The sequence below is a fragment of the Rhodococcus sp. IEGM 1406 genome (assembly GCF_030056745.1).
GTDB classification, from domain to species: Bacteria; Actinomycetota; Actinomycetes; order Mycobacteriales; family Mycobacteriaceae; genus Rhodococcus_F; species Rhodococcus_F erythropolis.
This window is the reverse complement of the sequence record NZ_JASHKO010000003.1, coordinates 191,248-204,605: the sequence shown is the minus strand read 5'-3', so window position 1 is coordinate 204,605 and position 13,358 is coordinate 191,248. Positions and strand designations below refer to the sequence as shown.

Sequence of the window (13,358 nt, the reverse complement as noted above, 5' to 3'; positions counted from 1 at the left end):
CTCGTTCTTTCGGAGGGCCGGTGAACTTTCTGTTCATCGGCCCTTTTCATGGAAAATCAACGGTTCCTCGAAGTTACCCACGAGTATGGACTTCTCGTTCGGTTTCTCCCGGTATATCTCAGCGCGGGGGTCACGGAAAGAGAAGGGCACACTTGAGCATTCGCGCTGGATCCAACGAACGGCACGCACGTACCAATTCCACGCTCTCGCGTAGAAACTTCTTGGCAGCAACAGGATTAGCTGTGGGCGCCGCTGCGCTCTCGTCCTCGTGGACTACGGCCGCCGCTGCGCCCAGGCGAGCATTGAGCGACGGAGACCGTGTCCCTGCGCTCGTGATCGGCAGCGGGTACGGCGGAGCCGTTGCGGCTCTTCGGCTGACGCAGGCCGGCATCGACACACACATGGTCGAGATGGGGAAGTCGTGGACCACACCGGGGTCCGACGGCAAGGTCTTCTGCCCGATGCTCTCACCGGACGGACGTTCCTTCTGGCTCAGAGACCGTACAGTTCAACCGGTTTCACACTTCTCCGGCGGCTCGGTGGACAAGAACATCAGCCGCTACGTCGGCGTTCTCGACGCCGAGGACTTCGGCGGGATCAAGGTCTACCAAGGCCGAGGGGTCGGCGGCGGGTCGCTGGTCAACGGCGGCATGGCCGTCACACCCAAGCGCAACTACTTCGAAGAGATCCTGCCCGGGGTCGATTCCAACGAGATGTACTCGACGTACTTCCCGCGGGCCAACGCTGCGCTCGGAGTCAACAACATCGACCCGGCCTGGTTCGAGTCGACCGAGTACTACAAGTTTGCACGAACCGGCCGAAAGACCGCTGAGAGATCCGGTTACACAACAACATTCGTGCCGAATGTTTACGACTTCAACTACATGAAGCAGGAAGCTGCTGGTCAGGTCACCAAGTCTGCCCTGGTGAGTGAGGTCATCTACGGCAACAACGCGGGAAAGAAGTCTCTGGACAAGACGTACCTCGCTGCGGCATCCGCCACCGGCAAGCTCACGATCTCGGCGCTGCACGTCGTGACCTCGGTTGCGCCGGCCGCGACCGGTGGTGGATATCAAGTGGTGATGAACCAGATCAACGAGCAGGGCAACACCGTCGGCACCAAGACGGTGACCGCGGACAAGGTCTTCTTCGCGGCCGGCAGTATCGGTACCAGTAAGCTCCTGGTCGCGATGAAAGCACAAGGGCAGCTGGCGAATTTGCCGGGTGCGGTTGGGCAGGAATGGGGGCACAACGGCAACGTGATGGTGGGTCGCGCCAATCACATGTGGGACGCCACCGGCGCGAAGCAGTCGGCGATCCCCGTGATGGGTATCGACAACTGGGCTGACACATCCGCTCCTGTGTTCGCGGAAATCGCGCCCTTCCCAGCCGGTACCGAACTGTGGGTCAGCCTGTACTTGGCGATTGCCAAGAATCCGCAACGTGCTCAGTTCCAATTCAATTCGGCAACAGGCAAAGTCGGTTTGAATTGGCAGCGCTCGCAGAACCAGCCGTCGATCGACATGGCGAAGAAACTCTTCGACAAGATCAACAAGAAGGAAGGCACGATCTACCGGACCGACCTCTTCGGTCCGGTGCAGACGTGGGGCGACCAGTTGACGTACCACCCCCTCGGCGGTTGTGTGCTTGGCAAGGCGACCGACGGTTACGGTCGTCTGCCGGAGTACCCGGGACTGTATGTCATGGACGGATCCCTCGTTCCGGGCAATGTCGGAGTCAATCCGTTTGTCACCATCACCGCTCTGGCCGAACGGAACATCGAGAACATCATTGCGAACGACATGAACTAGAGGGGCGACTCGGGGTCAGGTGCGGTGGGATCAACTTCCTGCCGCACCTGCTCGGCGTGGGTAGCGGTTACAGTCACCTGGACAGACGACGGTCGATCCAGGGATGTAGACGTGAGGCGGACAAAATCCGAGGTCGACGGTGATTGGCTCCGGTGGGGCGTGCCGTCGAGCGACGAGCTGGTGGTATCCGAACACGAATTAGACGACGAGCCCGAAGATTTGGTTCTGTGGGGTGGTGCGTCGAGTGCTGATCAACCGGTGACATGGGAAACCCACGCGCACCGATCGAACGAGATTCTGTTCCCGCGTTCCGGCATTGTGGTTGTTCGCTCGGGCGCCCAGATGTGGACGTTGTTGCCGGGACGAGGGCTGTGGATACCGGCACTGCATCGACACTCGGTGCGCGTTGCCGCGGGTGCGCAGTTCCTGACGGTGTATTGCGCTGTAGGGCAGGGGCCTTCGCTCGGTGATCGCCCGGTTGCGGTACACGGCACGCCGCTACTCTACGAGTTGTTTCTGCATCTGAGTGCTCGCGAGATGTCGGACGACGCGAGGCGCCGCGCCGAGCGAGTGTTCTTCGACCTCGTTGTTCCCGGCGACGAGCGCGGAGCGATGAAGATCCCCGATTCGGGCCCGGTCGGGCGGATTGCACGCGACCTGTTGTCCCATCCGGAGGACCCACGCAGTTTCGGAGACTGGGCGAACGAGATCGGCGTCAGCACCAGCACTTTGGCTCGTCGATTCAAGGTGGACACCGGCGTGAGTTTCGGTCAGTGGCGAGTACTGCTTCGGATGAACGTGGCGATGTCCCTACTCGGCCAAGGTGTTGCGGTCGCCGACGTGGCAGAGCAGATCGGATACTCGACGCCCAGTAGTTTCGTCGCCGCTTTCAAACAGTCCACCGGTGTCACGCCGATGGCATTTCGAAAGAACGCGGATCGTTGATCCGATTTCGACATTCTTTGACAAAACTCCGCGATTGCGTCATCCCCTGATCCGCTCTACCGTTAGCCATGTAGGCGAGGCTTACTTTACTTTCCGGGTTCGGGGTTCGCCCGAAACCCGCTCGACAGCATGGGGCAGAAGTGATCGATTTTGTTGCGCCGCGTTCGAAACGCGGTAGCAGGGCCATCTTCATGGCTGTGGCAGTGGCACTTTCGACGGTGCTGGCAGCATGTGGCACCTCGACGACCGACGCGAAGTCCGACGGTGATGTGTGGACGTATGTCGATGCGCGTGGTCAGCAGATTTCGCTCGACAAGATCCCCGAACGCATTGTGGCGACGGCGGACACCGCGCCGGTGCTACTCGAATACGGCGTCGTGCCGGTCGGCATCATCGGCTTTTCCAGGCTGGACGAATCAACGTTGAGTGCATTCGACTTCAGTGGAATTGCCCATGTCAGCGAGACCGACACAGATATCAGTGCCGAGAAACTCCTGGCAGTGGACCCGGATCTGGTCATCGACATCTGGAGTTCGTACAACGGCGGAAACTTCGGCAGCATCTGGGGCGACGATATCGCTCGCGTCGAAGAGGTTGCTCCCATTGCAGGTGTCAAGATCACCGACGGGGCGCAAGCGGCGTTGGACAGCTTCAGTTCGTTGGTCCAGGGTATCGGCGGCACCGACACCTCGCCGGTCTACGCGGCAAAACGGGAAGAGTTGAGTGCGCTCGGTGACCGGGTGCGTGAATTGGCCACATCGCGAACGAATATCTCTGTTGCATACGCGATTCCGTTGGAGTCGAGCCTTGACTACGCGGTGCCGGGATGGACTCCGCTCGGAAGTATTCTCGAAACGATGGGCGTCGAATTCGCGAAGCTGGACAGCGAGGACGGTTTCTGGGCATCAGCGAGTTGGGAAGAGCCGGGCGTCTTTCCGGCCGATCTCCTCCTGATTCCGCCGACGTGGTCTGACGCGCCGGAGCTCAATTCGCCGACGTTCACCAGGCTTCCGGCTGTGGTTTCGGGCCAGGTTGCCTCGGTAGAACTGCGTACGGGGTACAGCCTGACGGGCATCACGGAGCAGATGAGGCGTTTTGCCGACGTCTACGAGAAGAGTGGGAAAGTCACCTGAGTGGCATCATCGCGGTGCGTGAACTCGCAGTGATCGATTGACTCGGTCGAGGATGCCGATGGCAGTGGTCAATGTGTCGAGGTCACGTTCGTCGAGGGCTGTCAGTTCTTGGGCCAGGACGCCGATGCGTAATTCGGACCGACGGTCCCGGCGCGCGCTTCGCTCGTCCTTCACGAAAAGCGTGCTCACCCGGCCGTCTGTGGGATCGGGTCGCCGCTCGATCAGGTCCTTGTCGGAGAGGATGCGCACCAGCGTGCTGACGGTGTTCGGGCGTCTGGAGAGGCGATCGGCCACGGCCCCGATGCGAGTGCCGGGATGGTGCGCGACATCGTGAAGTACCTCGGATTGTGCCTCTGGCAAAGTCGCGTCGGTACCCGACGTATCCATGTATTCACGCAGCGCTCGACGCAATTCGAACGCCGCAGCGATGAGTGATCTCGATGCTTCTTCCGCAGTGGGCACGCGATCAGAGTAGCGACCGGTCCCGTGTGATCCACGTCCCAAAACTGTATCTGACACAGATATAGTTTACAGTTCCTCAAAGGGTAGGGTCACCTAACCATGACGGTAGATGAAGCTGTCATGCTTCACGACGTACGGGACACGATCATGAATTTTGGACAGAAGTCACGCAGTGTAATGCTGATCGGCGCACTGACATTGGTGGCAGCTCTCAGTGGCTGCTCGAGCGACGCCTCGCCCACAGACACTGACATCAGTGCGTCGACTCCGGCGGACTCTGCGTTTGTCGCTCCGCGAGAAGTCCCGGCTGGAATGGGGAGCGGAAAGTCGGACGGCGAATTCCCTCGTACCGTTTCACACTTCAAAGGTGACACCACGATCGAATCGCAGCCCGAAAAGGTTGTCGTCATTTCGACCGGGCAAGCAGATGCGCTTTTATCTCTCGGCGTCGTTCCTGCGGCTTCGACTCGTGGTGACGGTGCGGACCTGGTGCCGCCGTACCTGTTGGCCGCATACCCCGAATTCCGCACCCAGCTAGGTGATGTCGTCGACGCAGGTGGGCGCTTCACACCGAACTTCGAAGCGATCGTCAAGCTCGATCCTGACCTGATCTTGATGAATGTTGCAGGGAAGGATGCTGATTCGCTGTACGACCAGCTTTCGGCAATTGCGCCCACCGTGGCAACGCAGGGGACCGGCGTCAACTGGAAGCAGGACTTCCTGCTGGTTGCCGACGGGGTAGGTAAGACGCAGCAGGCGACGGCACTGCTGGATACGTTCAACGCCGACGCCGCGGCCTTGGGTGCGTCCCTTTCGTCGCCGCCGACAGTGTCGTTCACCCGCCAGAACGGAAATCGCTTGCGCATCTTCGGTATTCCTTCGTTCACCGGAAGTATCGCCCAGGATGCCGGCCTGACGCGTCCGGAGTCGCAGCAATTCGACGACACCTCCCGAGACATCAGTGAGGAAGAGCTGAACGTGGCGGACGCTGATTGGATCTTCTACGGAGTGCAAGGCGGGGACCCGGCGACGTTGACCAACGCGCCGTTGTGGGCGCAGTTACGTGGAGTGATTGCCAACCATGCCGTTGCTGTCGACGACGACGTCTTCTACCTCAATACCGGGCCGACTGCGGCTCGTGAAGTGCTGAAGGTTCTGCAGAGCGCACTGCAGCAGTAGTTGATTCGGACTGGTTGTGCGTGCCGACGAACCGGAAGACAGCGCCACCCACAGTGACGGCAAGCGTTGCGAGAACAGCTCCGGCAACGACGTCGGTGAGCCAGTGAGCTCCCAAGTAGAGGCGAGTGAGCGCGACGACAACGGTGACCGTCACGGCGAGCAGCATCAGAAGGCGTTTGACGGACGGTGTTCGGTCGACGCTCACAACGAGAACCGCAATGCCGAACAGCGCTGCTGTGCCGGTGACGTGACCGGACGGGAACGAGTGGCCGGTCTCGAGAAGAACCTGGATGTTGGTCGGCGGACGTTCGCGACCGACGAGCGCTTTGATTACCGTACTGGCGACTGCCGCACCGCCAACGGTTCCGATCACGATCAAGCCCGGAACAACCGAACGCGCTCGCCACGATATGAGCACTCCGCAGGTGATCCCGAGCAGCGCGGTGGCGACCGGGCTACCGAGATCTGTGACGGCGACCGCGATCTGGTTGAGGGCGCCGCTCCGATGATCGACCATCCAGTCGGTCACCGGCCCGTCGAAGCTCGTCAACCACCCGTTTCGATATACCTGGATCGAGAGCGTCACCAGGGCGAGGGCGAGCCCGGACGCGCGGAGCGCTGTTGACCGAACGCTGGAGGCCCGGTAGATCGAACCGAATGCGAACAGCGCGGCTGCCACCACGATTGCGGCAACCGCAATTTCTGCGGTGGTGCTCTCGGTCAAGACTTCGGTGACCACGTTTCGCACGGTCGACACAGTTGCTGGCATGAATGCAGTGTGACGATCAGAAGCTGAAGAAACGCTGAACGTAACTCGGTCATGGGCCCACCGTCTGCTCTACTGGGTGCATCCGAACAACTGCGTGTCGACGAAACGGGGCCGGTGGTGCGAGTACTGGTTGTCGAAGACGAAGTACGCCTGGCCGAGACGATCCGGCGGGGATTGGTAGCCGAGGGATTCGTGACCGCCGTGGAACTCAACGGGGACGACGGATTCGCGACTGCCTGCAGCGACGAATTCGACGTGATCGTTCTCGACATCATGTTGCCGGGCAAACACGGATACGACATCGTGCGGGACCTACGCGCCCGGGAGGTGTGGACGCCGATCCTCATGCTCTCGGCGAAGGACGGCGAATACGACCTCGCTGATGCTTTCGATCTCGGTGCCGACGACTACCTGGTCAAGCCCTTCTCGTTTGTAGTATTCCTCGCGCGGCTTCGCGCACTGGTGCGGCGGGGCGCTCCCCAGCGTCCATCGATACTCACCGTGGGAGACCTGTCCCTCGACCCCGCCAAACATCAGGTGATCAGAGCGGGAATCGAATTGACGCTGACGCCACGTGAGTACAGCGTTCTCGAGTTCCTGATGCGCAACAACGGAGTTGTGGTCACGAAGACCGAGATCGTTCGCTCGGTCTGGGACACCAACTACGAAGGTGACGAGAACATCGTCGAGGTCTACATCGGTTACCTACGTAAGAAGGTCGACCTCCCGTTCGGAACCCACAGCATCGAAACCATTCGAGGCATCGGGTACCGCTTTGTCGGCACTGCCTGATCTTCAATCGGTCGGTAGCGGAATTGTCACCTCGAATCGACTTCCACCGCCTACCCTCTCGCTGACGGAAATGGTTCCGTGATGCGCCGCAACGATTTCCGACGCGATGGCGAGTCCGAGTCCGGAGCCACCTCCCTGCCTCGACCGCGGCTGGTCTAGGCGGACGAAGCGTCCGAAGATTCGTTCGCGTTCTGCTGCAGGGATTCCGGGCCCGTCGTCCTCGATCACGATATGGGCTTCGTGGCCGGCTTCGGAACACTCGAGATGCACGAGGGTCTCGGCGTGCCGTACTGCGTTGTCGACCAGGTTTCGCACCATGCGCGCCAACGCCCTCGGGTCTCCGGACACGCGAACCGGAGCAACGGTGGCGGTGACCGCGATCTCGGAGATACCGTCGATCCGCTTCTGCTCGGCGAACAGAATGTCGTCGAGGTCGACGTCGACGACGGTACCGATGGATTCGAGTTCGCTTTCGTCCGAGCGCGCGAGAATCAACAGATCCTCGATCAACTGCCGCATCCGTCGCGCCTCGGGAAGTAGCGCGTCTTCGATCAGTGCGTCGTCGAGGAGATCCGGGCGTCGGTGTGCCAGTTCGAGAGCCGTCGTGATCGTGGACAGTGGACTACGTAATTCGTGGGAGGCGTCGCTGACGAATCGTTGTTGAGCAAGTGCGCCTTCGTCGAGGCGCGCCAGCATGTCGTTCATTGTTGTTGCCAGTCGGGCTATCTCGTCGTTCCCGGACGGGACGGGCACTCGTTCACCTTGACGGCCACTCGAAATCGAGGCAACCCGAGCGCGGATGCGTTCCACGGGAGCGAGAGCCGAACCCACCAGGCGGTAAGTGGCAAACGCGGCCAGTCCAAGAACCAGGGGCCCGGCGATGGCGAGCAGAACGGCAACGGTGGTCACCACGGTTTCAACCGGTTCACGGTCGGCGCCGACGAAGACGGTGACCGGTCCGGCCGGCGTCTGAGCGCCTTGTCCGATCAGCCAGTAGTCCTCGTCGTCGGACTTCTTGACCCTTCCATAGGTGTCCGATTCGTCAGGGCCGAGAATGCGTTCGGACAGTAGGTCGCTGTCAGTTCCAGGCGATTGGGCGACTATTCGGTGATCGGCGTCGACGATCTGCACGATTCCGATCTGGCTGTCGGTGGACAGAAGCGAAGGGTCGAGATCGGCTGGGCTCTTCCCGGTGAGTTGCTGGACCAACTGTGTGGCACGGGCCTCGGAGCTGTTCAGTGCGGACAGGTGCAGGGAGTTCGCCAGTACGAAAACCAGTGCAAGCCCGGCGATCACCAAGCAGAAGGCGATCACGAGGGTAGATGCCACGGTCGTCCGGGCGCGCACGCTCCACCGGGACGGGTGCAGAATCGACTCGCCGATGACGTTCATGGCGTCCAGTCTGTACCTTCGCGGCTGTGCGTATACAAAGACGGGCGACGCGGCCTCGTAATCGGACCGCGTCACCCGTCTAGAGGATCAAGCCACTCGCTTGGCGGTTCGGCCGCCGAATTCGAGCATCACGGCGCGTCCGGTGTCATCGGTGACGAAGCGCCCCAGCGTCCGCGTGGTGTCGGCGCGAGCAGCGAAGTCGAGATCGTTGACGAAGGCGATCGGGATCGCCGGTGGCCAGACGATGTCCTCGTATTCGCCGAGGTCCTGCGCGCTGCCCATGCGGACGCCGATTCCCTCGTCACCGGGGGCGACGGTCATGGTCAGGTTGCCGGCCTGGTACTTGCCCAGGACGGCGTCGACGGCAGAGGGTTCGGGCTCGACCACGTCGAGAGATGCCGGCGCGGGCAACTCTGCGAGGTTGGCCATGCACCAGTCGACGATCTTCTTGCCGATTCCGCCGCCGAGTGCGTTGGTCAGCACGGTGACGGCGAAGTTCTTCTCAGGCACGGTCAAGAACTCGGAGACCTGGAGGTTGCTGACGTTTCCGCCGTGCCGCACTACCTGTGTGGTTCCGTATCGAGTCAGCAGCCAGCCGATGCCGACTTCCTCGAACATCATCGCGGCGGGACGTTGCGGCTTCTGCATCAGCAACCGGGTGGACTCGTCGAGCGGCTGTCCCTCACCCGGGTGTTCGCCCGACAGTGCGTAGCGTGCCCAGACGAGCTGATCGCGCACCGAGGACCACATTCCACCGCAGGGCGTCATACCGCGGTCCAGTCCGGTCTCGTTGGACACGAACGGCTCACCCTCGCGGATGTAGTGGCCGAGTGCAAACCGGTGGGTCATCACGTCCCAGGGCAGGAACGCCGAGTTCTTCATCTCGAGTGGGTCCAGAACGCGCTGCTTGACCAGCTCTTCGAAGGTCAGTCCACTGATCTTGGCTACGACGTATCCGGCGAGGACGAATCCGGAGTTGCTGTAGGAGAAGACCTCTCCGACGGGAAATTCCTGTCGTAGTTCCTTCAGCCGTGAAATCGATCGACCCAGGGCGTCTTCACCCCAGCCTGCCGAGAGGCTGGCGTCGCCGGTGAATCCGCCGGTGTGCGTCAGAAGATGACGCATCGTGACTGTGCGGGTGGCTTCGTCGTCGGCGAGGATCAGTTCGGGGACGTACTCGACCAGTGGGGTGTCGAGATCGAGTAGGCCGTCCTCGACGAGTGCCATCGCGGCTGTTGCAGCAAAAACCTTTGTGGTGGAACCGATCATGAACATCGTCTTGTCGGTGACCGGGAGCTGGGTTTCGACGCTCTCGATGCCGCTGGTGACGACGATGTCCTTGTCGCCGTGCACGATACCGACCGAGACGCCGGGGATGTTTGCCTCGACCCTCCACTGGTCGACGAGTTCCTGAAGCTGTTCTTGCATCTTTGATTCCTCGAGTTCGCTGGCGTTCTGTGTTTCGGCGTTCGGTGTTTCCGTCATCGTATGTGTATCGGTCGTCGTCACGCGTTAACCCGTGGTAGGAAGCGGAATCCGACGTACACGCCGTCGCGGTGCGGCCGTACCGTCGTCCAACCGGCAGCCCCGGGTTGACGGGTGGTCCAGGTCCCCGGGATCTGCGACGGTACGAGAGTGGCTACCGCTGCAGGCTTCTTCGGAGCTGTTTCGTCTTCCTCGGGATTCGGGATGACGTCGCCGATGACGGTGATCACAGCCTCGTCAGCGGACTCTCCACGACGGAACTCGATTGCTATTCCGCCCGAGCTGTACTTACCCAGAACCGAATCCGGAATCGACTCCACACTCGCGGGGTTCGGGGCGAGGGCTTGCGGAGGTTCGAGTCCGACCAATGCGGCCGCGGCTTCGGTGAAGAGATCACGATAGAGGCCGTCTGCTTTGCCGCCGCTGGTCAGCAGCGCGATCGCGACATTGTGGCGGGGGAAGATGCGCAGATATGCGTGCTGCCCGATGGTGCTGCCGTCGTGGCCGAAAATTTCTTCGCCCGACCAGGTTTCGTGGAACCAACCCAGACCCCAGCCCGACTTGTCCGGGAACAGTTCGCTGATATCGATTTCGGGTGTACGCATCGCGGCGGCTGATTTCTCCGACACGATCCGCACACCGTCGACGCTCTGACCTTCGAGAAGGCCGAGTTCCGCGAACGTGAGCAGATCTCCGATGCTGGCAGTGATGCAGCCGGCCGGCCCCATCGAGCGCGTGATCGGCCAGACGGGCATCACGACGGAGTTCCCTGTATGGCCCGCTGCCACAGAGTATCTCGGAGTATCTCCGGTCAACGTGAGTGTGTGCGCGAGGCCGAGTGGATCGATGATCCGCTCCTTGAGGATGTCGTCCCAGATACCGCCGCGAAGAACCTCGACGATACGAGCTGCAAGGACGTACGCGGAATTCGAGTACGCGAAGCCGTCCTCGAGTGGATGAACCTGACGGAAGTCACGCAGGCCCTCGACGTAGCGTTCGACGACGTCGTCTCCGCGACCCTTGTCGATGAAGAGGTCACCGTCGATTCCGTTGCGATGGTTCAGAAGTGCGCGAACCGTGATGCGGGCGGCTGTTTCCTCGTCCTGCAGTGCGAAGTCGGGCAGGATCGACCGGACGGTCGCGTCCAGGTCGAGCAAGCCTTCGTCGACCAGCTGCATGACCAGCATCGCGGTCCATACCTTGGTGATGGATCCGATCTGGAACAGGGAGTCGGTGGATACCTCGACCCCGGTGTCTGCATTGATCACGCCGGAAGCCACCGTCGTACGGGTGATTTCCTTGCCGCTGGAATCGAGTGTGAGAATACCGAATTGAGCACCGGTGACGCCGTAACGCTCACACAGTACGTCCAGTGAGCGCTTCCACGCGTCGGCGCCGGCAGATGCGTTGGCCAGGCCGGTCTTGGGCAGCTTCGCGGAGGTGTATCGCTTGACCCACTCGATGAGCCGTGTGCTGTAGTCGATTCGGTGCGAGATCGAGCCGTTGACGAGGAACCCGTGGCTTGCACCGGGATACGCCACCAGTCGGGTGGGTACATGCTGCTGGCGAAGTGCGGCGAACCAGGCCTCGGCCTGACCCAGCGGGCACCGCTCGTCCGACTTTCCGTGCAGGATCAGCGTCGGAGTCACCACGTTCTTCACGGCGGCGAGCGGTGAGGCTGCCAGGAGCCCCGCGGAGTTCTCGGGAACAGTGGTGCCGGTGGCGAGCGACGCGAGGTGCGGACCGAAATCGCAGACTCCGGCCATGGCGTTGAAATCGCAGATCAGCCCACCGGCCACCGCCGCGGCAAAGCGATCGGTCTGCGAGGTGAGGTGGCAGGTGCTGTATCCGCCGTAGCTGTACCCGGTGATCGCCAGGCGGTCCCCGTCGACAAGTCCCTCGGCGACAAGTGCGTCGATCGGCTCGAGGAAGTCGGCTTGGTCCGAGGTACCCCAGGCGCCGTTGACGGCGTACATGAAGTCTGCGCCGTACCCGTCCGATCCACGTGGATTGAGGGTCAGGATGCGCCAGCCCTGCGCTGCGAGAACCTGGTGGGCGGGGTGATAGGTATCGGCAACGCCGGTCCACGCGTTGTGCGGTCCGCCGTGAATGTCGAGCAGAAGGGGTGCAGCGCCATCAGTTTCGGGAGCGGACAGCAACCAGCCATGCACGGTACGGCCGTCGGAGATGGTGAATTCGCGCTCCTCGGCGGCAAACAGGGTCACCTCGGGGAGTGCTTCTGCGGTGAATTTTGTCAGCGTGGTGACAGCGCCGCTGTCGAGATCGACGAGTGCGACCTCGCCGAAGGACTGCTGTGTGGTGACGATGACGGAGGCGACGCGGGCGTCACGGGCAACGGAGAGCGCCGAGACAACCTCGTTGGGATTGGCGACGAGGGAGCGAGAGGTGCCGGTTTCGATGTCGGCTGCATACAGATGCGTCCATCCGCGATCGCGGAGGCAGAACACGATTTCGTCGCGAGTATTCGACAGTGCCGGTGTGCCACCGGGGTAACCGGGCGCGCCGGGCATCACGTTGCGATCGAGATGAGCTGTGAGGGTGACGTCGACCGGTGTCTCAGTTGGGCCGGGGACGGACAGACGGATCAGGTCGGCAGTTCCGACACGGACCTCGGGGGTGCCGATGGCGACGACCGAATCTCCTTGCGGGTGCCACAGTGTGGAGCCCTGCACCCCGGTGGCGTGACCGAGTCGCTGCGGCGGAACTGACAGATCGTCGACGAGGATTCGGTAAGCGCTGAACGTGAGGTTCAGATCGCTGTCCGGTTCGAGATTCGCGGTGAAGGCAAGAGCCGTGCCGTCGGGCGACCAGGACGGTACGTCCGCATTCCAATCACCGTCGGTGAGGCGTCGTACTGCCTTCGTCTCCAGATCGACGGTGTGCAGGTGGCGACGGAAGGTGCCGAGCCAACCGGCGCCGTCCACCTTGTATCCGAGTCGGTCGGTGACGATGGGCGCATTCGGATCGGTGGAGTCCGAACGTGAGATCACAGCGGCGAATGCAATGGCTTTTCCGTCCGGGCTCCAGACCGGTGCGCCGGCACCGAGGGGGAGTGATGCTGCTGTGGTGAGGGTTTCGGCCTCGCCGCCGGCGAGCGGGATCAGGTGCAGCTGCGCGGAGTCGCCGACCTTGCGGAGGAAGGCAATCGAGGTTCCGTCCGGAGAGAACCGAGGTGCCGAATCGGCGGGCCCCGCAGTGAGGCGGCGAGCCTGCGAATCGCGGGACACTGCCCAGAGCGATGTAGTTGCCTTTCCGGCAACAATTTCCGAGCGAACGAAGACGACCACGGTGCCGTCGGGCGAGATTGCGGTTTCAGTGGGTGTGACCACGCGGTGGAGGTCGTCGAGAACAAATGGACGGTCAGTCATG

10 protein-coding genes are annotated in these 13,358 nt (G+C 61.9%); 5 read left to right on the top strand and 5 right to left on the bottom strand.

Going from position 1 to position 13,358, the window contains the following annotated elements; translation table 11 throughout:
* Window positions 1-152: 152 nt before the first annotated feature.
* From QM596_RS16665 to QM596_RS16655, 3 genes are all read left to right on the top strand, one after another.
* A complete protein-coding gene (locus QM596_RS16665) occupies window positions 153-1,811 on the top strand; it encodes a GMC oxidoreductase (RefSeq protein ID WP_019747046.1) in 1,659 nt (552 codons plus the stop codon).
* A 111-nt stretch (window positions 1,812-1,922) separates the two neighbouring features.
* Window positions 1,923-2,756 (top strand): helix-turn-helix domain-containing protein, encoded by an 834-nt coding sequence (locus QM596_RS16660; RefSeq protein WP_031332880.1) that lies wholly within the window; start codon window positions 1,923-1,925, stop codon window positions 2,754-2,756.
* A 191-nt stretch (window positions 2,757-2,947) separates the two neighbouring features.
* Window positions 2,948-3,889, top strand: coding sequence for a substrate-binding domain-containing protein (locus QM596_RS16655; protein ID WP_172932299.1), 942 nt, complete (start codon window positions 2,948-2,950; stop codon window positions 3,887-3,889).
* A gap of 6 nt (window positions 3,890-3,895) precedes the next feature.
* Here QM596_RS16655 and QM596_RS16650 read toward each other — a convergent pair whose 3' ends face one another.
* The gene (locus tag QM596_RS16650; protein WP_020968542.1) at window positions 3,896-4,351 is read right to left on the bottom strand and encodes a MarR family winged helix-turn-helix transcriptional regulator; all 456 of its coding nucleotides are present in this window, start codon (window positions 4,349-4,351) and stop codon (window positions 3,896-3,898) included.
* A 99-nt stretch (window positions 4,352-4,450) separates the two neighbouring features.
* On the opposite strand from QM596_RS16650, the gene QM596_RS16645 reads away from it, so the two are divergent.
* A complete protein-coding gene (locus tag QM596_RS16645) occupies window positions 4,451-5,530 on the top strand; it encodes an ABC transporter substrate-binding protein (RefSeq protein WP_020968543.1) in 1,080 nt (359 codons plus the stop codon).
* On the opposite strand, the gene QM596_RS16640 is transcribed toward QM596_RS16645, so the two are convergent.
* Window positions 5,466-6,299 (bottom strand): phosphatase PAP2 family protein, encoded by an 834-nt coding sequence (locus QM596_RS16640; protein WP_202022464.1) that lies wholly within the window; start codon window positions 6,297-6,299, stop codon window positions 5,466-5,468. The genes QM596_RS16645 and QM596_RS16640 overlap by 65 nt on opposite strands.
* Window positions 6,300-6,416: 117 nt before the next feature.
* Here QM596_RS16640 and QM596_RS16635 point away from each other — a divergent pair, with 117 nt between their 5' ends.
* Window positions 6,417-7,091 (top strand): response regulator transcription factor, encoded by a 675-nt coding sequence (locus tag QM596_RS16635; RefSeq protein WP_030534675.1) that lies wholly within the window; start codon window positions 6,417-6,419, stop codon window positions 7,089-7,091.
* Window positions 7,092-7,094: 3 nt separating this feature from the next.
* On the opposite strand, the gene QM596_RS16630 is transcribed toward QM596_RS16635, so the two are convergent.
* The 3 genes from QM596_RS16630 to QM596_RS16620 form a co-directional block, all read right to left on the bottom strand.
* Window positions 7,095-8,483, bottom strand: coding sequence for a sensor histidine kinase (locus QM596_RS16630; protein ID WP_030534674.1), 1,389 nt, complete (start codon window positions 8,481-8,483; stop codon window positions 7,095-7,097).
* Between the two features lie 87 nt (window positions 8,484-8,570).
* Window positions 8,571-9,968, bottom strand: coding sequence for a serine hydrolase domain-containing protein (locus QM596_RS16625; protein WP_021342978.1), 1,398 nt, complete (start codon window positions 9,966-9,968; stop codon window positions 8,571-8,573).
* A gap of 20 nt (window positions 9,969-9,988) precedes the next feature.
* Window positions 9,989-13,357: a serine hydrolase gene (locus QM596_RS16620; protein ID WP_259117443.1), complete on the bottom strand. Its 3,369-nt coding sequence runs from the start codon at window positions 13,355-13,357 to the stop codon at window positions 9,989-9,991.
* Window position 13,358: the final 1 nt, after the last annotated feature.

What these genes read in the sequence shown, in the direction of transcription:
- QM596_RS16655 (WP_172932299.1), top strand. Translation starts at nt 2,948, where the DNA reads ATGGCTGTGGCAGTGGCACTTTCGACGGTGCTGGCAGCATGTGGCACC.
- QM596_RS16645 (WP_020968543.1), top strand. Translation starts at nt 4,451, where the DNA reads ATGACGGTAGATGAAGCTGTCATGCTTCACGACGTACGGGACACGATC.
- QM596_RS16640 (WP_202022464.1), bottom strand. Translation starts at nt 6,299, where the DNA reads ATGCCAGCAACTGTGTCGACCGTGCGAAACGTGGTCACCGAAGTCTTG.
- QM596_RS16630 (WP_030534674.1), bottom strand. Translation starts at nt 8,483, where the DNA reads ATGAACGTCATCGGCGAGTCGATTCTGCACCCGTCCCGGTGGAGCGTG.
- QM596_RS16625 (WP_021342978.1), bottom strand. Translation starts at nt 9,968, where the DNA reads ATGACGGAAACACCGAACGCCGAAACACAGAACGCCAGCGAACTCGAG.
- QM596_RS16620 (WP_259117443.1), bottom strand. Translation starts at nt 13,357, where the DNA reads ATGACTGACCGTCCATTTGTTCTCGACGACCTCCACCGCGTGGTCACA.